The organism is Variovorax sp. GW821-FHT09B01 (assembly GCF_059418345.1).
In genome coordinates, this window is record NZ_JBWKPQ010000012.1 from 215012 (window position 1) to 238775 (window position 23764).

24 protein-coding genes and 1 tRNA gene are annotated in these 23764 nt (G+C 66.9%); 24 read left to right on the top strand and 1 reads right to left on the bottom strand.

Features of this window, described 5'->3' with window-relative positions; translation table 11 throughout:
• Window positions 1–18: 18 nt before the first annotated feature.
• The 21 genes from AC07RV_RS28570 (at window position 19) to AC07RV_RS28670 (ending at window position 18431) form a co-directional block, all read left to right on the top strand.
• Complete coding sequence (locus AC07RV_RS28570) at window positions 19–1017, top strand: NAD(P)H-quinone oxidoreductase (protein ID WP_296775882.1); 999 nt, start codon at window positions 19–21, stop codon at window positions 1015–1017.
• Window positions 1018–1030: 13 nt separating this feature from the next.
• Window positions 1031–1792 carry a triose-phosphate isomerase gene (tpiA, locus tag AC07RV_RS28575; protein WP_296775879.1) on the top strand — a complete coding sequence of 254 codons (762 nt, stop codon included), beginning with the start codon at window positions 1031–1033 and terminating at the stop codon, window positions 1790–1792.
• A gap of 37 nt (window positions 1793–1829) precedes the next feature.
• A complete protein-coding gene (secG, locus tag AC07RV_RS28580; RefSeq protein ID WP_057592163.1) occupies window positions 1830–2234 on the top strand; it encodes a preprotein translocase subunit SecG in 405 nt (134 codons plus the stop codon).
• A gap of 117 nt (window positions 2235–2351) precedes the next feature.
• Window positions 2352–2436 (top strand) — tRNA-Leu (locus AC07RV_RS28585).
• A gap of 63 nt (window positions 2437–2499) precedes the next feature.
• Window positions 2500–2859 carry an NADH-quinone oxidoreductase subunit A gene (locus AC07RV_RS28590; protein ID WP_012748607.1) on the top strand — a complete coding sequence of 120 codons (360 nt, stop codon included), beginning with the start codon at window positions 2500–2502 and terminating at the stop codon, window positions 2857–2859.
• Window positions 2860–2871: 12 nt separating this feature from the next.
• Window positions 2872–3351, top strand: a complete 480-nt coding sequence (locus tag AC07RV_RS28595; protein WP_057592164.1) for a NuoB/complex I 20 kDa subunit family protein — start codon at window positions 2872–2874, stop codon at window positions 3349–3351.
• 12 nt (window positions 3352–3363) lie between these two features.
• The gene (locus tag AC07RV_RS28600) at window positions 3364–3975 is read left to right on the top strand and encodes an NADH-quinone oxidoreductase subunit C (RefSeq protein WP_093339376.1); all 612 of its coding nucleotides are present in this window, start codon (window positions 3364–3366) and stop codon (window positions 3973–3975) included.
• Window position 3976: 1 nt separating this feature from the next.
• The gene (locus AC07RV_RS28605) at window positions 3977–5230 is read left to right on the top strand and encodes an NADH-quinone oxidoreductase subunit D (RefSeq protein WP_093339373.1); all 1254 of its coding nucleotides are present in this window, start codon (window positions 3977–3979) and stop codon (window positions 5228–5230) included.
• Between the two features lie 10 nt (window positions 5231–5240).
• Entirely contained in the window at window positions 5241–5780 is a 540-nt protein-coding gene (locus AC07RV_RS28610) for an NADH-quinone oxidoreductase subunit NuoE family protein (protein ID WP_296775874.1), read from the top strand.
• Window positions 5780–7120 (top strand): NADH-quinone oxidoreductase subunit NuoF, encoded by a 1341-nt coding sequence (nuoF, locus tag AC07RV_RS28615; protein WP_093339368.1) that lies wholly within the window; start codon window positions 5780–5782, stop codon window positions 7118–7120. Before AC07RV_RS28610 ends, nuoF begins: the two co-directional genes overlap by 1 nt.
• A 15-nt stretch (window positions 7121–7135) precedes the next feature.
• Window positions 7136–9313, top strand: coding sequence for an NADH-quinone oxidoreductase subunit NuoG (nuoG, locus tag AC07RV_RS28620; RefSeq protein WP_296775870.1), 2178 nt, complete (start codon window positions 7136–7138; stop codon window positions 9311–9313).
• A complete protein-coding gene (nuoH, locus tag AC07RV_RS28625; protein ID WP_208513594.1) occupies window positions 9310–10386 on the top strand; it encodes an NADH-quinone oxidoreductase subunit NuoH in 1077 nt (358 codons plus the stop codon). Before nuoG ends, nuoH begins: the two co-directional genes overlap by 4 nt.
• A gap of 17 nt (window positions 10387–10403) precedes the next feature.
• Window positions 10404–10922, top strand: coding sequence for an NADH-quinone oxidoreductase subunit NuoI (nuoI, locus tag AC07RV_RS28630; RefSeq protein ID WP_208513593.1), 519 nt, complete (start codon window positions 10404–10406; stop codon window positions 10920–10922).
• A gap of 34 nt (window positions 10923–10956) precedes the next feature.
• Window positions 10957–11616 carry an NADH-quinone oxidoreductase subunit J gene (locus AC07RV_RS28635; protein WP_093339360.1) on the top strand — a complete coding sequence of 220 codons (660 nt, stop codon included), beginning with the start codon at window positions 10957–10959 and terminating at the stop codon, window positions 11614–11616.
• A complete protein-coding gene (gene nuoK / locus AC07RV_RS28640) occupies window positions 11613–11921 on the top strand; it encodes an NADH-quinone oxidoreductase subunit NuoK (RefSeq protein ID WP_093339357.1) in 309 nt (102 codons plus the stop codon). The genes AC07RV_RS28635 and nuoK overlap by 4 nt, the downstream gene beginning before the upstream one ends.
• 18 nt (window positions 11922–11939) lie before the next feature.
• Window positions 11940–13979, top strand: a complete 2040-nt coding sequence (gene nuoL, locus AC07RV_RS28645; RefSeq protein WP_296775864.1) for an NADH-quinone oxidoreductase subunit L — start codon at window positions 11940–11942, stop codon at window positions 13977–13979.
• Window positions 13980–14006: 27 nt separating this feature from the next.
• Entirely contained in the window at window positions 14007–15485 is a 1479-nt protein-coding gene (locus AC07RV_RS28650) for an NADH-quinone oxidoreductase subunit M (protein ID WP_093339352.1), read from the top strand.
• A 24-nt stretch (window positions 15486–15509) separates the two neighbouring features.
• On the top strand, window positions 15510–16997 hold the full coding sequence (gene nuoN / locus AC07RV_RS28655; protein ID WP_093339349.1) for an NADH-quinone oxidoreductase subunit NuoN: 1488 nt from the start codon (window positions 15510–15512) through the stop codon (window positions 16995–16997).
• A gap of 27 nt (window positions 16998–17024) precedes the next feature.
• On the top strand, window positions 17025–17327 hold the full coding sequence (locus AC07RV_RS28660; protein ID WP_093339347.1) for a DUF2818 family protein: 303 nt from the start codon (window positions 17025–17027) through the stop codon (window positions 17325–17327).
• Window positions 17328–17358: 31 nt separating this feature from the next.
• The gene (locus tag AC07RV_RS28665) at window positions 17359–17958 is read left to right on the top strand and encodes an NUDIX domain-containing protein (protein ID WP_296775859.1); all 600 of its coding nucleotides are present in this window, start codon (window positions 17359–17361) and stop codon (window positions 17956–17958) included.
• An 8-nt stretch (window positions 17959–17966) separates the two neighbouring features.
• Window positions 17967–18431: a DUF1178 family protein gene (locus AC07RV_RS28670; RefSeq protein WP_296775856.1), complete on the top strand. Its 465-nt coding sequence runs from the start codon at window positions 17967–17969 to the stop codon at window positions 18429–18431.
• Window positions 18432–18482: 51 nt separating this feature from the next.
• Here the strand turns inward: AC07RV_RS28670 and AC07RV_RS28675 are convergent, their stop codons facing one another.
• A complete protein-coding gene (locus tag AC07RV_RS28675; RefSeq protein ID WP_296775854.1) occupies window positions 18483–20270 on the bottom strand; it encodes an ABC transporter transmembrane domain-containing protein in 1788 nt (595 codons plus the stop codon).
• A gap of 82 nt (window positions 20271–20352) precedes the next feature.
• On the opposite strand from AC07RV_RS28675, the gene AC07RV_RS28680 reads away from it, so the two are divergent.
• Genes AC07RV_RS28680 through AC07RV_RS28690 form a run of 3 tightly spaced genes read left to right on the top strand, consistent with a single transcriptional unit; the run spans window position 20353 to window position 23754 of the window.
• Window positions 20353–20889, top strand: a complete 537-nt coding sequence (locus tag AC07RV_RS28680; protein WP_093339337.1) for a MarR family winged helix-turn-helix transcriptional regulator — start codon at window positions 20353–20355, stop codon at window positions 20887–20889.
• Window positions 20882–22384 carry an efflux transporter outer membrane subunit gene (locus tag AC07RV_RS28685; RefSeq protein WP_093339335.1) on the top strand — a complete coding sequence of 501 codons (1503 nt, stop codon included), beginning with the start codon at window positions 20882–20884 and terminating at the stop codon, window positions 22382–22384. Before AC07RV_RS28680 ends, AC07RV_RS28685 begins: the two co-directional genes overlap by 8 nt.
• A 29-nt stretch (window positions 22385–22413) precedes the next feature.
• Window positions 22414–23754: an HlyD family secretion protein gene (locus AC07RV_RS28690; RefSeq protein WP_093339332.1), complete on the top strand. Its 1341-nt coding sequence runs from the start codon at window positions 22414–22416 to the stop codon at window positions 23752–23754.
• Window positions 23755–23764 lie beyond the last annotated feature (10 nt).

Sequence of the window (23764 nt, forward strand, 5' to 3'; positions counted from 1 at the left end):
GCTGGAGGCCAGGAGACCATGAAAGCCATTGAAATCGCTTCGTACGGCGCCCCCGAGGTGCTGCGCGTCACGGATCGTCCCGATCCGGTCGCCGGCGCGGGCGAGCTGCTGATCCGCGTGTCGGCCAGCGGTGTCAACCGCCCCGACGTGCTGCAGCGCATGGGCCACTATCCGGTGCCGCCCGGCGCTTCCGACCTGCCGGGCCTCGAAGTGGCCGGCGAGATCGTGTCGGGCGATGCCGCGGCATTGGCCGAGGCGGGCTTCGCGATCGGCGACCGCGTCTGCGCGCTGATCGCCGGCGGCGGCTATGCGCAGCTGTGCGTGGCGCCCGTGGCGCAGTGCCTGCCGGTGCCCAAGGGCTGGAGCGACGTCGAGGCGGCTTCGCTGCCCGAGACCTTCTTCACCGTCTGGAGCAACGTGTTCGAGCGCGGCCGCCTGCATAAGGGCGAAACCCTGCTGATCCAGGGCGGCTCGAGCGGCATCGGCGTCACGGCGATCCAGATCGCCAAGGCGCTGGGCGCGACCGTGATCGTCACGGCCGGCAGCGACGACAAGTGCGAGGCCTGCCTGAAACTCGGCGCCGATCACGCGATCAACTACCGCACGGCCGATTTCGTCGAAGTGGCGAAGTCGCTGACCGGCGGCAAGGGCGTGGACGTCATCCTCGACATGGTCGCGGGCGACTACGTGGCGCGCGAGGTCGAATGCCTGGCCGAGGACGGCCGGCTGGTGATCATCGCGGTGCAGGGCGGCGTCAAGAGTCAGATCAACGCGGGTCTGGTGCTGCGCAAGCGGCTCACGATCACGGGGTCGACGCTGCGTCCGCGGCCGGTGGCATTCAAGGGTGCGATCGCCAAGGCGCTGCGCGAGAAGGTGTGGCCGCTGCTCGATAGCGGCGCGGTCAAGCCGGTGATCCACAGCACCTTCGCGGCGGCCGGCGAGCCCAGCGGCGCGGCGCAGGCGCATGCGCTGATGGAATCGAATCAGCACATCGGCAAGATCGTGCTGACCTGGTGACGAGACGAGCACGATGACGACCCACAAGAAGCTGATCGCAGGGAACTGGAAGATGAATGGCAGCCTGGCTGCCAACGAGGCGCTGGTGACGGCGCTGCGGCAGGGGCTCGCGGCGAATGCGCCCGCGTGCGACATCGCGCTGTGCGCGCCTGCGCCGTATTTCGCGCAACTGCAGTCGCTGCTGGCGGGTTCGCCGATGGCGCTGGGCGCGCAGGACATTTCCGCGCAGGCGCAGGGCGCCTTCACGGGCGAGCAGTCGGCGGCGATGCTGAAGGACTTCGGTGTGCGCTATGCCATCGTCGGCCATTCGGAGCGCCGGCAATACCACGGCGAGACCGACGACGCTGTGGCCGCGAAGACCGCGGCCGCGCTGGCCAACGGCATCACGCCGATCGTCTGCGTCGGCGAGACGCTGGCGCAGCGCGAAGCAGGGCAGACCGAGGAAGTGGTGAAGCGCCAGCTGGCGGCGGTCATCCACGTGAACGGCCACTGCATCAGCGAGATCGTGGTCGCCTACGAACCCGTGTGGGCCATCGGCACCGGCAAGACGGCCACGCCCGAACAGGCGCAGGCGGTGCACGCGGTGCTGCGTGCGCAACTGCACCATGCCGCGAGCGAGCACGCGGCCGGCATCAAGATCCTCTACGGCGGCAGCATGAATGCCGCCAACGCGGCCGAGCTGTTGGCGCAAGCCGACATCGACGGCGGCCTGATCGGCGGCGCTTCCCTGAAGGCTCCCGACTTTTTGCAGATCATTTCCGCCGCCGCCCGCTGAAGCGGGCAGGGCAGGCATCAATTAGGAGTAAGAACGAATGAACGTGGTCCTCAACCTTCTGGTCGGCGTGCAGATGCTGTCGGCGCTGGTGATGATCGGGCTGATCCTGATCCAGCACGGCAAGGGCGCCGACATGGGCGCGGCCTTCGGCAGCGGCAGCGCCGGCAGCCTGTTCGGCGCCAGCGGCAGCGCGAACTTCCTCTCGCGCACCACGGCCGTGCTGGCCGCGGTGTTCTTCGCCTGCACGCTGCTGCTGGCCTACTTCAGCCATGCACGTCCCACGGGCGGCGGCAGCCTGCTGGAGCGCGCCGCCATCGGCGTGCCGGCCACGCCGGCTTCGGGCGCGGCAGGCCAGATTCCCTCGGGTCAGTCGGGCGCGGCACCTGCTGCGGCGCCCGCGAGCGCGCCTGCGGCTGGCGCGGGACAGATTCCCAGCAAGTAACTCTGATGTTTTCAGAGTGACCCGTAAGAAATGGCTTCATTTCAGGGTAAACTCTAAAGCTGTTCGGAAAGCCAAACCTCTTCGTAGGAACCTCATGCCATCCGAACAGAAAAAACCGCGGTCGTGGTGAAATTGGTAGACACGCTATCTTGAGGGGGTAGTGGCGAAAGCTGTGCGAGTTCGAGTCTCGCCGACCGCACCAAATCTCACCGACAGGACGCCTCATGAAGGTGCTTCTGTCGGTGGCAAGCGGTGAAAGCTCCCGATGAACCTCGATTCCTACCTTCCCGTCCTTTTGTTCATTCTGGTCGGGGTCGGCGTAGGCGTCGCTCCACAGGTCATCGGATACATCCTCGGCCCCAATCGGCCTGACGCAGCCAAGAACGCACCTTACGAGTGCGGTTTCGAGGCCTTCGAGGATGCGCGCATGAAGTTCGACGTGCGCTATTACCTGGTTGCCATTCTCTTCATCTTGTTCGATCTGGAGATTGCCTTTCTCTTCCCGTGGGCCATTGCGCTCAAGGAGATCGGTGCTGTCGGCTTCTGGGCCATGATGATCTTTCTCGCCATCCTCGTCGTGGGCTTCGCCTACGAGTGGAAAAAAGGCGCGCTCGACTGGGAATAAGGAAGTTACACGATGGCCATTGAAGGCGTTCTCAAGGAAGGCTTCGTCACGACCACCTACGACTCGGTGGTGAACTGGGCGAAGACCGGATCTCTGTGGCCGATGACGTTCGGTCTGGCCTGCTGTGCGGTCGAAATGATGCACGCCGGCGCAGCCCGCTACGACATCGACCGTTTCGGCATGCTGTTCCGTCCGAGCCCGCGTCAGTCCGATCTGATGATCGTGGCCGGCACGCTGTGCAACAAGATGGCGCCGGCGTTGCGCAAGGTCTACGACCAGATGCCCGAGCCGCGCTGGGTGCTCTCGATGGGCTCGTGCGCCAACGGCGGCGGCTACTACCACTACAGCTATTCGGTGGTGCGCGGCTGCGATCGGATCGTTCCGGTCGACGTCTACGTGCCGGGCTGCCCGCCCACCGCCGAAGCGCTGCTCTACGGGATCATCCAGCTGCAGCAGAAGATCCGCCGCACCAACACCATCGCGCGTGCCTGAGGAATTGCCGAGATGACCGACTTTGCAATTTCTCCGGAGGCGCTGCAGGCGACTCTGGTGCAGACCCTGGGCGACAAGGCCAGGAGCGTGACCGTCGCGCTCGGCGAGGTGACCGTGGTGGTGAGTGCCGCGAACTACATCGATGCTGCGCTGCTGCTGCGCGATGCGCCGGGCTGCCGCTTCGAGCAGCTGATCGACCTCTGCGGCATGGACTATTCCGACTACCGTGAAGGCGAGTGGGAAGGCGAGCGCTACGGCGTCGTCTCGCACCTGCTGTCGGTGAGCCTCAACCAGCGCGTGCGCCTGCGGGTGTTCGCGCCCAGCGAAGACCTGCCTGTGGTGGATTCGCTGCAGCCCGTGTGGAACGCGGCGACCTGGTTCGAGCGCGAAGCCTTCGACCTCTACGGCATCGTGTTCGAGGGTCACGACGACCTGCGCCGCATCCTGACCGACTACGGCTTCATCGGCCATCCGTTCCGCAAGGACTTCCCGGTGTCGGGTCATGTCGAGATGCGCTACGACGAAGAACAGAAGCGCGTGGTCTACCAGCCGGTATCGATCGAGCCGCGCGAGATCACGCCGCGCGTGATCCGCGAAGACAACTACGGCGGCGGACTCCACTGACATGGCCGAAATCAAGAACTACACCCTCAACTTCGGTCCCCAGCATCCGGCCGCGCACGGCGTGCTGCGCCTGGTGCTCGAGCTCGACGGCGAAGTGATCCAGCGCGCCGATCCGCACATCGGCCTGCTGCACCGCGCGACCGAGAAGCTCGCCGAATCGCGCACCTTCATCCAGTCGCTGCCCTACATGGATCGCCTCGACTACGTGTCGATGATGTCCAACGAGCACGCCTACTGCCTCGCCATCGAGAAGATGATGGGCCTCGAGGTGCCGATCCGCGCGCAGTACATCCGCGTCATGTTCGCCGAGATCACCCGGCTGCTGAACCACCTGCTGTGGCTCGGCGCGCACGGCCTCGATTGCGGTGCGATGAACATGCTCATCTACTGCTTCCGCGAACGCGAGGACCTGTTCGACATGTACGAAGCGGTGTCGGGCGCGCGCATGCACGCGGCCTACTTCCGTCCGGGCGGCGTGTACCGCGACCTGCCGGACGTGATGCCGCAGTACAAGGTCAGCAAGATCAAGAACGCGAAGGCGATCGAGAAGCTCAACGAGAACCGCCAGGGCTCGCTGCTCGACTTCGTCGACGACTTCTGCAAGCGCTTCCCGAAGATGGTCGACGAGTACGAGACGCTGCTCACCGACAACCGCATCTGGAAGCAGCGCACCGTGGGCATCGGCGTGGTCACGCCGGAGCGCGCGCTGAACCTCGGCTTCACCGGCCCGATGCTGCGGGGCTCGGGCGTCGAATGGGACCTGCGCAAGAAGCAGCCCTACGACGTCTACGACCGGATGCAGTTCGACATTCCGCTCGGCAAGACGGGCGACTGCTACGACCGCTACCTGGTGCGCGTCGAGGAGATGCGCCAGGCCAACAAGATCATCCAGCAGTGCTCGGCCTGGCTGCGCGCCAACCCCGGCCCGGTGATCACCGACAACCACAAGGTCGCCGCGCCCGCGCGCGAATCGATGAAGGCGAACATGGAGGAGCTGATCCACCATTTCAAGCTCTTCACCGAAGGCTTCCATGTGCCCGAGGGCGAGGCCTATGCCGCCGTCGAGCATCCGAAGGGCGAGTTCGGCATCTATCTCGTGAGCGACGGCGCCAACAAGCCGTACCGCCTGAAGATCCGCGCCCCTGGCTTCCCGCACCTCGCCGCCCTCGACGAAATGTCGCGCGGTCACATGATCGCCGACGCTGTCGCGGTGATCGGCACGATGGACATCGTGTTCGGCGAAATCGACAGGTGAGAAAGAGCGAATGACTTCCTCTACCCATGACACTCACGCGGCGCCTTCGGCGCCGCTGAAGCCTGCGACCCTCGAACGCTTCGCGCGCGAGGTGGCCAAGTACCCCGAGGCCGGCAAGCAGTCGGCCGTGATGGCCTGCCTGGCGATCGTGCAGCAGGACGAGGGCTTCGTGAGCACCCAGCGCGAGCGCGAGATTGCCGAGTACCTCGGCATGGCGCCGATCGCGGTGCACGAGGTCACGACCTTCTACAACATGTACAACCAGCATCCGGTGGGCAAGTACAAGCTCAACGTCTGCACCAACCTGCCGTGCCAGCTGCGCGATGGCGTCACCGCCCTCGTGCATCTCGAGAAGAAGCTCGGCATCAAGATGGGCGAGACCACGGCCGACGGCCTGTTCACGCTGCAGCAGAGCGAGTGCCTGGGCGCCTGCGCCGATTCGCCGGTGATGCTGGTCAACGACCGCACGATGTGCAGCTTCATGAGCAACGACAAGCTCGATCAGCTCGTCGATGGCCTGCGCAGTGCAACCTCCGGGGAGGCTTCGTGATGACGCCCGATCAGGTTCTTTCGCAGTTCCGCGCCACCGGCGTGCAGACCTGCTTCCATGACCGCCACATCGGCGCGCAGATCTATGCCGGCCTCGACGGCACCAACTGGCACCTCGCCGACTACGAGGCGCGCGGCGGCTACCAGGCGCTGCGCAAGATCCTCACCGAGGGCCTGACGCCCGACCAGGTGATCGCCGAAGTCAAGGCCTCGGGCCTGCGCGGCCGTGGCGGCGCCGGTTTCCCGACCGGCCTGAAGTGGAGCTTCATGCCGCGCCAGTTCCCGGGCCAGAAGTACCTGGTCTGCAACTCGGACGAAGGCGAGCCGGGCACCTGCAAGGACCGCGACATCCTGCAGTTCAACCCGCACATCGTGATCGAAGGCATGGCCATCGCCGCGTACGCGATGGGCATCAGCGTGGGCTACAACTACATCCACGGCGAGATCTTCCAGAGCTACGACCGCTTCGAGGAAGCCCTCGAGGAGGCGCGCGCCGCCGGTTATCTCGGCGACAAGATCATGGGCAGCACGTACAACTTCCAGTTGCACGCCGCCCATGGCTTCGGTGCCTACATCTGTGGCGAGGAAACCGCGCTGCTCGAATCGCTCGAAGGCAAGAAGGGCCAGCCGCGCTTCAAGCCGCCGTTCCCGGCCAGCTTCGGCCTGTACGGCAAGCCGACCACCATCAACAACACCGAGACCTTCGCGGCGGTGCCCTGGATCATCCGCAACGGCGGCCAGGCCTACCTCGAGTGCGGCAAGCCGAACAACGGCGGCACCAAGATCTATTCGGTCAGCGGCGACGTCGAACTGCCGGGCAACTACGAGGTGCCGATGGGCACGCCGTTCTCCAAGCTGCTCGAACTGGCCGGCGGCGTGCGCAAGGGTCGCACGCTCAAGGCCGTGATCCCCGGCGGCTCGTCGGCACCGGTGCTGCCGGCCGACATCATGATGCAGTGCACGATGGACTACGACTCCATCTCGAAGGCCGGCTCCATGCTGGGTTCGGGCGCGGTGATCGTGATGGACGACAGTCGCTCGATGGTCGAGTCGCTCAAGCGCCTCTCGTACTTCTACATGCACGAATCCTGCGGCCAGTGCACGCCGTGCCGCGAAGGCACGGGCTGGCTCTACCGCGTGGTCGACCGCATCCACAACGGCCAGGGCAAGCCCAGCGACCTGCAGTTGCTGGACTCCGTCGCCGGCGACATCATGGGCCGCACCATCTGCGCCCTCGGCGACGCGGCGGCCATGCCGGTGCGCGCCATGATCAAGCACTTCCGCCACGAGTTCGAAGCCTTGATCCCGGGCTACGTCCCGAAGGCAACGGTCCAGGCCTGAGCGCGAGAAAGACATATGGTTGAAATCGAACTCGACGGCAAGAAGGTCGAAGTGGCCGAAGGCAGCATGGTCATGCATGCTGCCGACAAGGCCGGCACCTACATCCCGCACTTCTGCTATCACAAGAAGCTCAGCATCGCGGCCAACTGCCGCATGTGCCTGGTCGACGTCGAAAAGGCGCCCAAGCCGATGCCGGCCTGCGCCACGCCCGTCACGCAGGGCATGATCGTCCGCACCAAGAGCGAGAAGGCGATCAAGGCCCAGCAGTCGGTCATGGAGTTCCTGCTGATCAACCACCCGCTGGACTGCCCGATCTGCGACCAGGGCGGCGAGTGCCAGCTGCAGGACCTGGCCGTGGGCTACGGCGGCTCCTCCTCGCGCTACGAGGAAGAAAAGCGCGTCGTGTTCCACAAGGACGTGGGCCCGCTGATCAGCATGGAAGAGATGAGCCGCTGCATCCATTGCACGCGCTGCGTCCGCTTCGGCCAGGAAGTGGCCGGCGTGATGGAGCTCGGCATGTCGCACCGCGGCGAGCACTCCGAGATCGAGACCTTCCTCGGCGACTCGGTCGACTCCGAGCTCTCGGGCAACATGATCGACATCTGCCCGGTCGGCGCGCTCACGAGCAAGCCGTTCCGCTACAGCGCCCGCACCTGGGAGCTGTCGCGCCGCAAGTCGGTGAGCCCGCACGACTCCACCGGTGCCAACCTGATCGTCCAGGTCAAGAACAACCGCGTGATGCGCGTGGTGCCGCTCGAGAACGAAGACGTCAACGAATGCTGGATCGCCGACCGCGACCGCTTCTCGTACGAAGCGCTCAACGGGACCGAGCGTCTGACGCAGCCCATGCTCAAGCAGGGCGGCCAATGGCAGCAGGTCGACTGGCAGACCGCGCTCGAGTACGTGGCCAATGGCCTCAAGCAGATCAAGGCCGACCATGGCGCGCAGAGCATCGGCACGCTGGTCAGCCCGCACAGCACCCTCGAGGAGCTGCAGCTCGCCGCACTGCTCACGCGTGAGCTCGGCAGCGACAACATCGACTACCGCCTGCGCAACGCCGAATTCACGGCCTTCGAAGGCATCCGCTGGCTCGGCACCTCGATCGCCTCGCTGACGCAGCTGCAGCGCGCCTTCGTCGTCGGCTCGAACCTGCGCAAGGACCATCCGCTGTTCGCGCAGCGCATCCGCCAGGCCGTGCGCAAGGGCGCCGCGCTCAGCGTGCTGACCTCCAAGAAGCTGATGGCCGACGCCGAAGCCTGGGCCATCCAGCCCGCGCAGGCCGCCATCGTCGATGCCGGCCAATGGATCGAAGTGCTGGCCGCCATCGCGACCGTGGTGGGCCAGTCCACCGGCGCCGCCGCGCCGCTGGCACCCGCCAACGAGCCCGATGCCACCGCGCAGGCCATCGCCGCGTCGCTGCTGAGCGGCGAGCGCAAGGCCATCCTGCTGGGCAATGCCGCCGCGCACCATGCGCAGGCCGGCAGCCTGCTCGCGCTGGCCAACTGGATCGGCGCGCAGACCGGTGCCAGCGTCGGCTACCTGACCGAAGCCGCCAACACCGTGGGCGCGCAGCTCGTGGGCGCGTTCCCCAGGAACGGCGGCCTCCACGCCGGCCAGATGCTCGCCGCCGGCTCCGGCCTCAAGGCCGTGCTGCTGCTGAACACCGAGCCGGTGTTCGACTCGGCCGCCGGCGCCGCCGCCGCCGACACCATCGGCAATGCGCAGATGGTGGTCACGCTGAGCCCGTTCAAGGCCAACCTCGAATTCAGCGACGTGCTGCTGCCGATCGCGCCGTTCACCGAAACGCCCGGCAGCTTCGTCAATGCCGAAGGCCGCCTGCAGAGCTTCCATGCCGTGGTGAAGCCGCAGGGCGAAGCCCGTCCGGCCTGGAAGGTGCTGCGCGTGCTCGCCAACCTGCTGGGCCTGCAAGGCTTCTCGTTCGAGTCCACCGCCGACGTGCTGCGCACGGTGGGCGACAACGGCGCGCTGCCGGCCGATGCGCTGCGCAACGCAACGAGCGTTGCCGCCGTGGCCGCCAACGGTGCGCCCGCGCCCGTGGTCGCGAGCATCTACCAGCTCGATTCGATCGTGCGCCGCGCGCCGTCGCTGCAACTGACCGCCGACGCACGCAACGCGGGCCACGGCATCGGTGCCGCGCCCGCCAGCGTGCAGGCCGAGGAGGTGTCGGCATGATCGACGCCATTCACGGCTTCGGCCAGGGTCTCGTCGCCGCCGGCTGGTGGACCGGCGTGGTCTGGCCCGTCATCTGGACGCTGATCAAGATCATCGTCGTGGTCATCCCGCTGATGCTGGCGGTGGCCTACCTCACGCTGTGGGAACGCAAGGCCATCGGCTTCACGCAGATCCGCGTGGGCCCGAACCGCATCGGGCCGCTGGGCCTGCTGCAGCCGATCGCCGACGCGCTCAAGCTGATGACCAAGGAAATCATCGTTCCGACGGTCGCCAACAAGGGCCTGTTCCTGCTCGGCCCGATCATGACCATCATGCCGGCGCTCGCCGCCTGGGCCGTGATTCCCTTCGGTCCCGACGTCGCGCTCGCCAACATCAACGCCGGCCTGCTGTTCGTGATGGCCATCACCTCGCTCGAGGTCTATGGCGTGATCATCGCGGGCTGGGCCTCGAACTCGAAGTACGCCTTCCTGGGCGCGCTGCGCGCCTCGGCCCAGATGGTGAGCTACGAAATCGCGATGGGCTTCTGCTTCGTCGTGGTGCTGATGGTCACCGGCAGCCTGAACATGAGCGAGATCGTGAACGTGCAGGGCAAGGGCATGTTCGCCAACCTCGGCGTCGGCTTCCTGTCGTGGAACTGGCTGCCGCTGCTGCCGATCTTCGTCGTCTACTTCATCTCGGGCCTGGCCGAGACCAACCGCCATCCCTTCGACGTGGTGGAAGGCGAATCGGAAATCGTCGCGGGTCACATGATCGAGTACTCGGGCATGAGCTTCGCGATGTTCTTCCTGGCCGAGTACGCGAACATGTGGCTGGTCTCGATCCTGACCGTCGTGCTGTTCCTCGGCGGCTGGCTGCCCCCGTTCGAGTTCCTGAGCTTCATTCCGGGCTGGATCTGGCTCGGCGCGAAGACCTTCTGCGTGGTCACCATGTTCCTGTGGGTGCGCTCGACGTTCCCGCGCTTCCGCTATGACCAGATCATGCGTCTGGGCTGGAAGATCTTCATTCCCGTCACCCTCGTGTGGCTGGTCGTGGTCGGTGGCTGGATGCAGACGCCGTTCAACATCTGGAAATAACTGGAAGCGCCAACACCATGTCTGCGCACACCGCAACCCCGTCCGCGCCGTTCTCGCTCAAGGACTTCCTCGGCAGCTTCATGCTGTTCGAGCTGTTCAAGGGCCTGGCCATCACGGGCAAGTACGCCTTCAGCCGCAAGATCACGGTGCAGTTCCCCGAAGAGAAGACGCCGCTGTCGCCGCGCTTCCGCGGCCTGCATGCGCTGCGCCGCTACGAGAACGGCGAGGAACGCTGCATCGCCTGCAAGCTCTGCGAGGCCGTGTGCCCGGCGCTCGCGATCACCATCGAATCCGATGTGCGCGACGACGGCTCGCGCCGCACCACGCGCTACGACATCGACCTGACCAAGTGCATCTTCTGCGGCTTCTGCGAAGAGAGCTGCCCGGTCGACTCGATCGTGGAAACCCACATCTTCGAATACCACGGCGAAAAGCGCGGCGACCTGTACTTCACCAAGGACATGCTGCTGGCCGTGGGCGACCGTTACGAAAAAGAAATCGCGGCGAACAAGGCGGCTGACGCCAAGTACCGCTGACCCGGCCTGGCCTGAACCCTACGAATTCGAACTCATGGACGTCAAGACCGGTCTGTTCTATCTGTTTGCCGCGGTGCTGCTGTTCGCATCGTTCCGCGTCATCACCGCCCGCAACCCCGTGTACGCGGCGCTGTACCTCGTGCTGGCCTTCTTCCAGGCTTCGGCCATCTGGCTGCTGCTGCGCGCCGAATTCCTCGCGATCTCGCTCGTGCTGGTCTACGTGGGCGCGGTGATGGTGCTGTTCCTGTTCGTCGTGATGATGCTCGACATCAACGTCGACAGCCTGCGGCAGGGCTTCTGGAAGCATTTCCCGCTGGCCGCGGCCGTCGGCGCGCTGATCGCGCTCGAAATGGCGGCGGTGCTGATGGGCGGCTTCCGCCTCGGCGAGGCACCACGCGCGGTGGCGGCGGCCAACAGCTCCAACACGCTCGAGCTGGGCAAGCTGCTGTACTCCGAATACCTCTATCCGCTGGAAATCGCGGCCGTCATCCTGCTGGTGGCCATCATCGCCGCCATCGCGCTGACCTTGCGGACCCGCAAGGACAGCAAGTACGTCGACCCGGCCGACCAGGTGCGCGTGAAGGCGCGCGACCGCGTGCGCGTGGTGCAGATGCCGGTCACCCGCGCGGCGGAGCCCGTGGTGGAAGCACCGGCCGAAGCGGCCGCGACGGCAGCAAAGGAGAACAAGGCATGACGCTCACCCTCGGACACTTCCTCTCGCTGGGCGCGATGCTGTTCGCGCTGTCGGTGATCGGCATCTTCCTGAACCGCAAGAACCTGATCGTGCTGCTGATGGCCATCGAGCTGATGCTGCTCGCGGTCAACATGAACTTCGTCGCCTTCTCGCACTTCCTGGGCGACATGCACGGACAGATCTTCGTGTTCTTCATCCTGACGGTGGCCGCGGCCGAGTCGGCCATCGGCCTCGCGCTGCTGGTGCTGCTGTTCCGCAACAAGTCGAGCATCAACGTCGACGAACTCAACTCGCTCAAGGGCTGATCCAAGGCTGACACCAGAATGAGCGCAACCCTTTCTGCATCCACGCTGCTGGCCGTTCCGATGGCCCCCCTGGTCGGGGCGGTCCTGGCCGGCATCTTCGGCACCAAGTTCGGCGGCAACCACATCGGCCGCAAGATCACGCATTCGCTGACCATCCTCGGCGTGTTCGTGGCCTTCGTCATGTCGGCGCTGACGCTCAAGTCGGTCATCGTCGACGGCGCCCGCTTCAACCAGACCCTCTACGAATGGATGGTCGTCGGCGGCCTCAAGATGGAAGTCGGCTTCATGGTCGACGGCCTCACCGCGATGATGATGTGCGTCGTGACCTTCGTGTCGCTGATGGTCCACATCTACACCATCGGCTACATGGAAGAGGACGAGGGCTACAACCGCTTCTTCTCGTACATCTCGCTGTTCACCTTCTCCATGCTGATGCTCGTCATGAGCAACAACATGCTGCAGCTGTTCTTCGGCTGGGAAGCGGTGGGCCTGGTGTCGTACCTGCTGATCGGCTTCTGGTTCAACAAGCCGACCGCGATCTTCGCCAACATGAAGGCCTTCCTGGTCAACCGTGTGGGCGACTTCGGCTTCATCCTCGGCATCGGCCTGATCGCGGCCTACGCGGGCACGCTCAACTACACCGAAGCCTTCGCCAAGGCCGGCACGCTCGGCGGCATCACCTTCCCGGGCACCGACTGGATGCTGATCACCGTGATCTGCATCTGCCTGTTCATCGGCGCGATGGGCAAGAGCGCGCAGTTCCCGCTGCACGTGTGGCTGCCCGACTCGATGGAAGGCCCGACCCCGATCTCGGCGCTGATCCACGCGGCGACCATGGTGACGGCCGGCATCTTCATGGTGGCGCGCATGTCGCCGCTGTTCGAACTGAGCGACACGGCCCTGAGCTTCATCCTCGTGATCGGCGCCATCACCGCGCTGTTCATGGGCTTCCTCGGCATCATCCAGAACGACATCAAGCGCGTGGTGGCGTACTCCACGCTGTCGCAGCTGGGCTACATGACGGTGGCGCTCGGCGCCTCGGCCTACTCGGTCGCGGTGTTCCACCTGATGACCCACGCCTTCTTCAAGGCGCTGCTGTTCCTCGGTGCCGGCTCGGTGATCATCGGCATGCACCACAACCAGGACATCCGCTGGATGGGCGGCGTGCGCAAGTACATGCCGATCACCTGGATCACCTCGCTGCTGGGCTCGCTGGCGCTGATCGGTACGCCGCTGTTCTCGGGCTTCTACTCGAAGGACAGCATCATCGAGGCGGTGAAGGAAAGCCACCTGTGGGGCGCGAACTTCGCCTACTACGCGGTGCTGATCGGCGTGTTCGTCACGGCCTTCTATTCGTTCCGCATGTACTTCCTGGTCTTCCACGGCAAGGAACGCTACGACCAGAACCCCGATGCGCACCACGACGACCATCACGCACACGACGACCACGGCCATGGCCACGGTCACGACGACCACAAGCCGCACGAGTCGCCCTGGGTGGTGTGGCTGCCGCTGGTGCTGCTCGCGATCCCCTCGGTGGTCATCGGCTTCCTGACGATCCACCCGATGCTCTACGGCGAATTCTTCAAGGACGCGATCTTCGTCGACGCCACGAAGCACCACGCCATGAAGGAGCTCGAAGAGGCCTTCCACGGTGCCGGCGCGATGGCCATCCACGGCCTGCAGACCATGCCGTTCTGGCTCGCGCTCGCGGGCGTGGCGCTGTCCTACTACATGTACATGGTCAACCCGGCGCTGCCGGCCGCGATCAAGCGCGCCTTCGGCCCCGTGTACCGCCTGCTCGAGAACAAGTACTACCTCGACTGGATCAACGAGAACATCATCGCGCGCGGCGCCCGCGCCCTGGGCATGGGCCTGTGGAAGGGCGGCGATCAGGCGCTGATCGACGGCGCGGTCGTCAATGGCTCGTGGAAGCTGGTGGGCCGCATCTCTGGCGTGGTCCGCTGGCTGCAGTCGGGCTACATCTACCACTACGCCTTCGCGATGCTGCTCGGGATCTTCGTCCTGATGACGTACTTCGTCTGGTTCAAACGCTAAGCCGCAAAGCGCTGGAGTAAAAGAAAAATGGGTTTGTTGAGCCTTGCCATCTGGGTGCCGATCGCATTCGGTGCCGTGCTGCTGGCGTTCGGTCGCGACGAGCACGCCAAGGGCGTGCGCTGGGTGGCGCTCGTCGGGTCGATCGTGAGCTTCCTGGTCACGCTGCCGCTGATCTCGCGGTTCCAGAACGGCAGCGCCGCGATGCAGTTCGTGGAGAAGGCGCCCTGGATCGAGCGCTTCAACATCAACTACAACCTGGGCGTCGACGGCCTGTCGGTGTGGTTCGTGCTGCTGACCGCCTTCATCACCATCATCGTGGTGATCTCGGCCTGGGAAGTGATCACCGAGCGCGTCAACCAGTACATGGGCGCGTTCCTGATCCTGTCGGGCCTGATGATCGGCGTGTTCTCGGCCATCGACGGCCTGCTGTTTTACGTCTTCTTCGAAGCCACGCTGATCCCGATGTACCTGATCATCGGCATCTGGGGCGGCCCGAACAAGATCTACGCGGCCTTCAAGTTCTTCCTCTACACGCTGCTCGGCTCGCTCTTGATGCTGGTGGCGCTGATCTACCTGTACAACACCTCGGGCGGCAGCTTCGACATCCTGACCTGGCACAAGCTGCCGCTGAGCGGCCACGCCCAGACGCTGCTGTTTTTCGCCTTCTTCGCGGCCTTCGCGGTCAAGGTGCCGATGTGGCCGGTCCACACCTGGCTGCCCGACGTGCACGTCGAGGCCCCGACCGGCGGTTCCGCCGTGCTGGCCGCGATCATGCTGAAGCTCGGCGCCTACGGCTTCCTGCGCTTCTCGATGCCGATCGCGCCCGACGCCGCGCACGAATGGGCCTGGCTCATGATCGCGCTGTCGCTGATCGCCGTGATCTACGTCGGCCTGGTCGCGATGGTGCAGCAGGACATGAAGAAGCTCGTGGCCTATTCGTCGGTCGCCCACATGGGCTTCGTGACGCTCGGCTTCTTCATCTTCAACGAACTCGGCGTGTCCGGCGGCATCGTGCAGATGATCGCCCACGGCTTCGTGTCGGGCGCCATGTTCCTCGGCATCGGCGTGCTCTACGACCGCGTGCATTCGCGCCAGATCGCCGACTACGGCGGCGTGGTCAACACCATGCCCAAGTTCGCTGCCTTCATGCTGCTGTTCGCGATGGCCAACTGCGGCCTGCCGGGCACCGCCGGTTTCGTCGGCGAGTGGATGGTGATCCTGGGCGCGGTCAAGGCCAACTTCTGGATCGGCCTGGCCTCGGCCACCGCGCTGATCTTCGGCGCCGCCTACACGCTGTGGATGTACAAGCGCGTCTACCTCGGCCCGGTCGGCAACGACCACGTGAAGGAACTCAGCGACATCAATGCGCGCGAGTTCGTGATGCTGGCGCTGCTGGCGATCGCGGTGCTGTGGATGGGCCTGTTCCCCAAGCCCTTCACCGACGTGATGGACGCCTCCGTGACCCAGCTGCTGCGTCATGTCGCGGTGTCGAAGATCCCCTCCTGATGGCTGGCTGAAGAAGAGAACGAGATGATTGACAAACTCAGCTGGGTCACGATCTACCCTGAAATCGTGTTGCTGGTCATGGCCTGCATCATCGCGCTGGTCGACTTGTCGGACACCAGCGCGCGCCGCACCCGCACCTACGTCCTGACCCTGATCACGCTGGCCGTGGTGGCCGCGATGACGGGCATGGCTGCGAGCGGCGGCAAGACCATCTACGGCTTCGGCAACATGGTCGTGAGCGACCCGATGGGCAACTGGCTCAAGTGCTTCGCCTCGCTGGCGCTGATGGTCACGCTGGTCTACGGCCGTCCCTACGCGGCCGACCGCGACATGCTGCGCGGCGGCGAGATGTTCACGCTGGGCATGTTCGCGCTGCTGGGCATGTTCGTGATGATGTCGGGCAGCAACTTCCTGCTGATCTACCTGGGCCTCGAACTGCTGACGCTCTCGAGCTACGCGTTGGTGGCGCTGCGCCGCGACAACGCGGTCGCCAGCGAAGCCGCCATGAAGTACTTCGTGCTCGGCGCGATGGCCAGCGGCTTCCTGCTCTACGGCCTGTCGATGATGTACGGCGCCACCGGTTCGCTCGACGTGAACGAGGTGTTCAAGGCCATCGCGAGCGGCAAGGTCAACCACCAGGTGCTGGTGTTCGGCCTGGTGTTCATCGTGGCCGGCCTGGCGTTCAAGGTCGGTGCCGCTCCCTTCCACATGTGGGTGCCCGACGTCTACCAGGGCGCGCCCACGGCGATCACGCTGATGATCGGCGCCGCACCCGAACTCGCGGCCTTCGCGATCATCATCCGCCTGCTGGTCGAAGGCCTGCTGCCGCTGGCGATCGACTGGCAGCAGATGCTCGCGCTGCTGGCCATCGCCTCGCTGCTGGTCGGCAACCTGGCCGCCATCGCGCAGACCAACCTCAAGCGCATGCTGGCCTACTCGACCATCTCGCAGATGGGCTTCGTGCTGCTCGGCCTGGTCGCCGGCGTGGTCAACGGCAACACCTACAACGCCCAATTCGCCTACAGCGCCTCGATGTTCTACATCGTGACCTACGTGCTCACGACGCTGGCGAGCTTCGGCACCATTCTGCTGTTGGCGCGCGAAGGCTTCGAGAGCGAGGAGATCACCGACCTGGCCGGCCTCAACCAGCGCAGCCCGCTGTATGCCGGCGTGATGGCGATCACCATGTTCTCGCTCGCGGGCATTCCGCCGCTGGTCGGTTTCTACGCCAAGCTCGCGGTGCTGCAGGCGCTGATCGCCTCGGGCCAGGCCCTCTACATCGGCCTGGCCGTGTTCGCGGTGCTGATGTCGCTGGTGGGCGCCTTCTACTACCTGCGCGTGGTCAAGGTCATGTACTTCGACGCACCAGTCACGGCCAGCACCGTGTCGGCGCCGCGCGACGTGCGCACCGTGCTGACGATCAACGGCGCGCTGATCCTGATCCTCGGCATCGTGCCGGGCGGCCTGATGACGCTGTGCGCCAAGGCCATCGTCGCCACGCTGGCGAACTGACGCGCCGCGCGCCAGGGCCCGCACAAGGTGTCGCAGACGGCTTCGGTCTGGGTGGTGTTGCTGCTGGCCCTGCTGGCGGCCAACCTGCCGTTCCTCAACGACCGGCTGTTCGGCGCCGTGGCGATCGGCGTGCGCAAGACGCTGGCCATGCGCTTCGGCGAGCTGGTGGTGCTGTACTTCCTGGCCGGCGGCATCGGCCTGCTGTTCGAACGCAGGGCAGGGCAGATCGCCACGCAGGGCTGGGAGTTCTATGCGGTGACCGGCGCGCTGTTCATCGTGCTGGCCTTCCCGGGCTTCACCTGGCGCTACCTGATGAAGCACCGGCACTGAGCGCGCCACCCACCCGACCACGGAGCGGACCATGACATCCAGCATCCCCGCAGACGCGCACCTGCGCGAAGAGCTCACCTCGCGCGAATCGCTCGCCAAGGGCAACTTCCTCGAGGTCCGCCGCGACACCGTGAAGCTGCCCGATGGCCACAGCGCCACGCGCGAGTACGTCGTGCATCCAGGCGCCGTGGTGGTGATCCCGCTGCTCGACGACGGCCGCGTGGTGCTCGAGCGCCAGTTCCGCTACCCGGTGGGCCGGGTGATGATCGAGTTTCCCGCGGGCAAGCTCGATGCGGGCGAGGATCCGCTGGTCTGCGGCCAGCGCGAGCTGCTCGAGGAAACCGGCTACCGCGCGCGCGAATGGGCGCGTGCCGGCGCGATGCATCTGGCGGTGGGCTATTCGACCGAGATCATCCATATCTACTTCGCGCGCGGCCTCTCGCTCGGCGAGCGCCAGCTCGACCACGGCGAATTCCTCGACGTGTTCACCGCCACGCCCGAAGAGCTTCTGGGCTGGTGCCGCGACGGCTCGGTCACCGACGCCAAGACCCTGGCCTGCGCGCTGTGGCTGCAGAACACGGGCTCGGGCGCATGGGCCCTCGACTGGCAGGGCGACTCGGCCCGGGGATAATCGCGCGCATGAAGGTCCTCGATCTCCAATGCGCGCACGGCCACGGCTTCGAAGGCTGGTTCGGGTCCAATGAGGACTTCGAGAGCCAGCTCGCGCGCGGACTGGTCGAGTGCCCGGTCTGCGCCGACACCGCGATCGTCAAGCTGCTGAGCGCGCCGCGCCTGAACCTCGGCAACGCGAAGGCGCCCGAGGCCGAGCGCTCGAACCCGGCGGTCGCATCGGCGCCCGCCCAGCTGCCGGCCGAGATGTCGCCCGAGGCGCGCTGGATGCGTGCCGTGCGCGAGGTGCTGGCCAAGACCGAGGACGTCGGCGACCGCTTCGCCGACGAGGCCCGCCGCATGCACTACGGCGAGACCAAGGAGCGCGGCATCCGCGGCCAGGCCACGCCCGAGCAGACCGAGGCGCTGCTCGACGAGGGGATCGCGGTGATGCCGCTGCCGATCCCGGCGGGGCTCAAGGAAACCCTGCAATAAAAAAAGGAGAGCCCCGGCTCTCCTTTTTGCTTTCCGGGACCCGGGTCGCTCTCAGCTCGTGAACTGCAGCGCCGCCAGCCGCGCATAGACCCCGCCCTGCGCCACCAGCGCCGCATGCGTGCCCTGTTCGACGATGCCGCCATGGTCGAGCACCACGATGCGGTCGGCCTTCTGCACGGTGGCCAGCCGGTGCGCGATCACCAGCGTCGTGCGGCCTTCCATCGCCGATTCGAGCGCGGCCTGCACCATGCGTTCGCTTTCGGCGTCGAGCGCGCTCGTGGCCTCGTCGAGCAGCAGCAGCGGCGGGTTCTTGAGCATGGCGCGCGCGATCGCGATGCGCTGGCGCTGGCCGCCCGACAGCCGCACGCCGCGTTCGCCGAGGAAGGTGTCGTAGCCCTGCGGCAGCGCCTGCAGGAAGTCGTGCGCGAAGGCGGCGCGGGCGGCCGCGTGCACCTCCTCGACGCTGGCCTCGGGCCGGCCGTAGCGGATGTTCTCGAGCGCGCTGGCCGAGAAGATCACGGCGTCCTGCGGCACCAGGCCGATGCGCGTGCGCAGGTCGTGCAGCGCCAGCGAGGCCAGCGGCGCGTCGTCGAGCAGCAGCTGGCCCGATTGCGGGTCGTAATAGCGCAGCAGCAGCTGGAACACCGTGCTCTTGCCGGCGCCGCTCGAGCCGACCAGCGCCACCGTCTCGCCCGGCGTCACGGCCAGCGAGAAGTCGCGCAGCGCCGGCGTGCCGGGCCGCGAGGGGTAGTGGAAGGTGATCCTGTCGAACACGATCGCGCTGCCCGCGGCGGGCACGGGCGAGCGCACCGGCGCGGCGTGCGAGACGATGGCCGCGGGCGCATGCAGCAGCTCCATCAGGCGCTCGGTGGCGCCGGCGGCGCGCAGCAGGTCGCCGTAGACCTCGCCGAGCACCGCGGTGGCGCTCGCGAGGATCGCCACGTAGACCACGGTCTGGCCCAGGTGGCCGGCCGTGATGTCGCCGCGCAGCACCGCCTGCGTGCCCTGGTACAGGCCCCACAGCAGCGCCGCCGAGGTCGCGATGATGATGAAGGCGACCAGCACCGAGCGCGCCTTGGTGCGGCGCACGGCGGTGCGGAACGCGCTCTCGGTCGAGCCCTCGAAGCGGCCGGCCTCGCGGTCCTCGGCGGTGTAGCTCTGCACCACGGGGATCGCGTTCAGCACCTCGGCCGCGATCGCGCTCGAGTCGGCCACGCGGTCCTGGCTGGCGCGCGACAGCCGGCGCACGCGGCGGCCGAACCACATGCTCGGCAGCACCACCACCACCAGCAGGCCGAGCACCTGCACCATCACGTAGGGATTGGTCCAGATCAGCATCGCGAGCGCGCCCACGCCCATCACTGCGTTGCGCAGGCCCATGCTCAGCGAGGAGCCGACCACCGTCTGCACCAGCGTCGTGTCGGCCGTCAGGCGCGACAGCACCTCGCCGGTCTGGGTGGTCTCGAAGAACACCGGGCTCTGGCGCAGCACCCGGCTGTAGACCGCGTTGCGCAGGTCGGCCGTGACGCGCTCGCCGAGCCAGCTCACCGTGTAGAAGCGCGCCGCCGAGAACAGCCCGAGCGCGACCGCCACCGCGAACAGGGCGCCGAAATGCTCGCGCAGCGCCATCGTCTGGGCGCCCTTGTCGGGGTTGACCAGGCCGCCGTCGATCAGGCTGCGGAGGGCCAGGGGGAACACCAGCGTCGTGACCGCCGCCATGACCAGGAAGACGGCGGCCAGCGTGATCTGCACACGGTAGGGACGAAGAAAAGGGCCCAGCCCCGACAGCGATCGGGGCGAGCCCTTGGCCGTGGAGGCCGGCGAGGGGGAGGATGCCATGGGGCGCGATTCTAGCGAGAGAACCTTTGCCTTCACAAAGGTCGCCTTGACAATAATTGCCATGGCAGCTAATATTCGGGCCATGAACGATGCCACTGCTCCCGATGACGCTCCGGTTGCACCGGACGAGGTGCGTCGTGCGCCCGATTTCTACCGGGCGGAGTCGTATTCGACCGAGGAAAGCATCGGCTACCTGATGCGCCGGATCGTCACGACGGTGGCGCAGTCGGTGGAAACCCGCATGTGCGAGCCCGGCAGCCCGACCTATCCGCAGTGGGTTCCGCTCTACAAGCTGCACATCGGCGCGGCCACCACGGTGGCCGAACTGGCGCGCGCCTGCGAGCTCGACACCGGCGCCATGACGCGCCTGCTCGACCGGCTCGAGGCCAAGGGCCTGTGCCGGCGCGTGCGTTCGCTCGAAGACCGGCGCGTGGTCAACATCGAGCTCACCGACGAGGGCCGCGCGGCCGCCAAGGAAGTGCCCCACGTCCTGAGCCGCGTGCAGAACGAATTGCTGGCGGACTTCACCGCCGATGAATGGGGGCAGCTCAAGTCCTACTTGCGCCGCATCCTCGACAACGCACAGGCCCTCGCGGCCCGTGGAGGAAAAAATGACTGATTCATTCGCCGTGCGTGCCCTGCGCCGCACCCCCGTCGTCGCCGCCGCGCTGCTGGTGGTCGCGCTGGCCGGCTGTGCCGACATGGCCGGCATCGGCGGCCATGCCAAGCTGCGCGATGCCGGCTCGCTGGGCATCGCCTCGGCCGACAAGGCCGCCGCTCCCGCCCTCGACAGCCAATGGTGGCTGGCCTTCGGCGACGCGCAGCTCAACGGCCTGGTCGACCAGGCTGTGGCCGGCAACCCGAACCTGCAGGTCGCGCAGGCCCGCCTCGCGCGCGCGCAGGCCAATGCCGGCGTCGCGGGCGCGGCACTCAAGCCCCAGGTCGGGCTCGACTTCGACGCCACGCGCCAGAAGTTCAACACCAACTACATCTATCCCGAACCGCTGGGCGGCTCGATCCAGAACGTCGGCCTGCTGCAGCTCGGCGCGAGCTGGGAGCTCGACTTCTTCGGCAAGAACCGCACCGCGCTCGACGCCGCGATCGGCGCCGCCAATGCGGCCGCCGCCGATGCCGACGCGGCCCGCGTGCTGCTCGCGAGCAACGTGGCGCGCAGCTACTTCCAGTGGGCGCGCCTCAACGACCAGCTCGCGGTGGCGCAGCGCACCCTGGCGCAGCGCGACGAAACCCTGAAGCTGGTGCGCGACCGCGTGTCGGCCGGCCTCGACACCCGGCTCGAACTGCGCCAGAGCGAAGGCGGCCTGCCCGAGGCGCGCCAGCAGATCGAGGCGCTCAACGAGCAGGTCGCGATCGCCAAGCATGCGCTCGATGCGCTCGTGGGCCAGCCCGGCGCGAGCGACGCGCTCAAGCCGCCGCTGATCGACGGCGTCAAGCCGATCGGCCTGCAGGCCTCGATCCCGGCCGACCTGCTGGGCCGCCGCGCCGACATCGCGGCCGCGCGCTGGCGCGTCGAGGCCGCCACCAGCGACGTGGCCAATGCCAAGACCCTGTTCTATCCCAACGTCAACCTCACGGCCTTCGTCGGCTTCCAGAGCCTGGGCTTCGGCAAGCTGCTGAAGTCGGGCAGCGAGCAGTGGGGCGTGGGCCCGGCGATCCACCTGCCGATCTTCGAGGGCGGCCAGTTGCGCGCCAACCTGCGCGGCAAGTCGGCCGACCTCGATGCCGCGGTCGAGAGCTACAACGCCACCGTGATCGACGCCGTGCGCGACGCGGCCGACCAGGTCACCAGCATCCAGTCGATCGCGCGCCAGCAGGCCGAACAGCGCGCCGCGCAGACGGCCGCCGAAGGCGCCTACGACATCGCCGTGCAGCGCTACCGCGCGGGCCTCGGCAACTACCTCAACGTGCTGACCGCCGAGACCTCGGTGCTGGCGCAGCGCCGGCTCGCCGTCGACCTCGCCGCGCGCGCGCTCGACACCCAGGTCGCGCTGGCGCGTGCGCTCGGCGGCGGCTGGCAGCCTCCGTCGAACACCGCGAGCGCCGCTTCCGGCGCCACCACCACGGCATCCGCGACCCCGTCGGCCGCGACCCACTGAATCTCTCTTTCGAATCCGGAAAGACCATCATGAGCGACAACAACACACAGACCACCGCTGCTCCTTCCTCCGCCGCGGTCCCCGAAGCAGGCAACGGCAAGCGCCGTCGCGCACTCACCGCGCTCACCGCCGCGGTGGTCGTGGTCGGTGGCGGCTGGGGCCTCTACGAATGGCTGGTGGCCAGCCACTACGAGGACACCGACAACGCCTACGTGCAGGGCAACGTGATCCAGATCACGCCGCAGATCGGCGGCACCGTGATGGCGATCAACGCCGACGACACCGACTACGTGAAGGCCGGCCAGCCGCTGGTGCAGCTCGACCCGGCCGATGCCAAGGTCGCGCTCGAACAGGCCGAGGCCGCGCTCGCGCAGACCGTGCGCCAGACCCGCACGCTGTACGCCAACAACGGCTCGCTGGCCGCGCAGGTCACGCTGCGCCAGAGCGACATCGTCAAGGCCCAGAGCGACATCGCCAAGGCCCAGGACGACCTGCAGCGCCGCCGCGCGCTGTCGGGCAACGGCGCGGTGTCGAAGGAAGAACTCAACCATGCCGAGACCACGCTCGCCAACGCGAAGAGCGCGCTGGCCGCGGCGCAGGCCGGCGTGATCGCCGCGCGCGAGCAGCTCGCCAGCAACCAGTCGCTGACCGAGGGCACCAGCGTGGCCGAGCACCCGAGCGTGCTGGCCGCCGCCGCCAAGGTGCGCGAGGCCTACCTCGCCACGCAGCGCGTCGCCATGCCCGCGCCGGTCGACGGCTATGTCGCCAAGCGCACCGTGCAGCTCGGCCAGCGCGTCGCGGCCGGCACGCCGATGATGTCGATCGTGCCGCTCAACCAGCTGTGGGTCGACGCCAACTTCAAGGAAGTGCAGCTGCGCAACATCCGCATCGACCAGCCGGTGAAGCTCACCGCCGACGTCTACGGCAAGAAGGTCGAGTACACGGGCAAGGTCGCCGGCCTCGGCGTGGGCACCGGCAGCGCCTTCGCGCTGCTGCCCGCGCAGAACGCCACCGGCAACTGGATCAAGGTGGTGCAGCGCGTGCCGGTGCGCATCGCGCTCGACGCCGAGCAGCTCAAGGCCAACCCGCTGCGCATCGGCCTGTCGATGGACGTCGAGGTCGACATCACGCAGAAGGCCGGCAAGATGCTGGCCGACGCGCCGCGCGCCGCCGCGCTCACGCAGACGCAGGTCTACAGCCAGCTCGACCGCGGCGCCGACGCCGAGGTCGACCGCATCGTGGCCGCCAACCTCGGCAACAGCGCGACCGCCAAGGCGGTGCACGTGCCCTCGGTGCCCGCCAACCGCGCCGCGCCCGCGATCTCGCCGGCCTCGGCCGCGCAGATCCCCGCACAAGGCCAGCCCGGTTGATCGCCACGGC

Coding starts and splice junctions, on each gene's coding strand:
- AC07RV_RS28570 (WP_296775882.1), top strand. CDS start 19: ATGAAAGCCATTGAAATCGCTTCGTACGGCGCCCCCGAGGTGCTGCGC.
- tpiA (WP_296775879.1), top strand. CDS start 1,031: ATGACGACCCACAAGAAGCTGATCGCAGGGAACTGGAAGATGAATGGC.
- secG (WP_057592163.1), top strand. CDS start 1,830: ATGAACGTGGTCCTCAACCTTCTGGTCGGCGTGCAGATGCTGTCGGCG.
- AC07RV_RS28590 (WP_012748607.1), top strand. CDS start 2,500: ATGAACCTCGATTCCTACCTTCCCGTCCTTTTGTTCATTCTGGTCGGG.
- AC07RV_RS28595 (WP_057592164.1), top strand. CDS start 2,872: ATGGCCATTGAAGGCGTTCTCAAGGAAGGCTTCGTCACGACCACCTAC.
- AC07RV_RS28600 (WP_093339376.1), top strand. CDS start 3,364: ATGACCGACTTTGCAATTTCTCCGGAGGCGCTGCAGGCGACTCTGGTG.
- AC07RV_RS28605 (WP_093339373.1), top strand. CDS start 3,977: ATGGCCGAAATCAAGAACTACACCCTCAACTTCGGTCCCCAGCATCCG.
- AC07RV_RS28610 (WP_296775874.1), top strand. CDS start 5,241: ATGACTTCCTCTACCCATGACACTCACGCGGCGCCTTCGGCGCCGCTG.
- nuoF (WP_093339368.1), top strand. CDS start 5,780: ATGACGCCCGATCAGGTTCTTTCGCAGTTCCGCGCCACCGGCGTGCAG.
- nuoG (WP_296775870.1), top strand. CDS start 7,136: ATGGTTGAAATCGAACTCGACGGCAAGAAGGTCGAAGTGGCCGAAGGC.
- nuoH (WP_208513594.1), top strand. CDS start 9,310: ATGATCGACGCCATTCACGGCTTCGGCCAGGGTCTCGTCGCCGCCGGC.
- nuoI (WP_208513593.1), top strand. CDS start 10,404: ATGTCTGCGCACACCGCAACCCCGTCCGCGCCGTTCTCGCTCAAGGAC.
- AC07RV_RS28635 (WP_093339360.1), top strand. CDS start 10,957: ATGGACGTCAAGACCGGTCTGTTCTATCTGTTTGCCGCGGTGCTGCTG.
- nuoK (WP_093339357.1), top strand. CDS start 11,613: ATGACGCTCACCCTCGGACACTTCCTCTCGCTGGGCGCGATGCTGTTC.
- nuoL (WP_296775864.1), top strand. CDS start 11,940: ATGAGCGCAACCCTTTCTGCATCCACGCTGCTGGCCGTTCCGATGGCC.
- AC07RV_RS28650 (WP_093339352.1), top strand. CDS start 14,007: ATGGGTTTGTTGAGCCTTGCCATCTGGGTGCCGATCGCATTCGGTGCC.
- nuoN (WP_093339349.1), top strand. CDS start 15,510: ATGATTGACAAACTCAGCTGGGTCACGATCTACCCTGAAATCGTGTTG.
- AC07RV_RS28665 (WP_296775859.1), top strand. CDS start 17,359: ATGACATCCAGCATCCCCGCAGACGCGCACCTGCGCGAAGAGCTCACC.
- AC07RV_RS28670 (WP_296775856.1), top strand. CDS start 17,967: ATGAAGGTCCTCGATCTCCAATGCGCGCACGGCCACGGCTTCGAAGGC.
- AC07RV_RS28675 (WP_296775854.1), bottom strand. CDS start 20,270: ATGGCATCCTCCCCCTCGCCGGCCTCCACGGCCAAGGGCTCGCCCCGA.
- AC07RV_RS28680 (WP_093339337.1), top strand. CDS start 20,353: ATGAACGATGCCACTGCTCCCGATGACGCTCCGGTTGCACCGGACGAG.
- AC07RV_RS28685 (WP_093339335.1), top strand. CDS start 20,882: ATGACTGATTCATTCGCCGTGCGTGCCCTGCGCCGCACCCCCGTCGTC.
- AC07RV_RS28690 (WP_093339332.1), top strand. CDS start 22,414: ATGAGCGACAACAACACACAGACCACCGCTGCTCCTTCCTCCGCCGCG.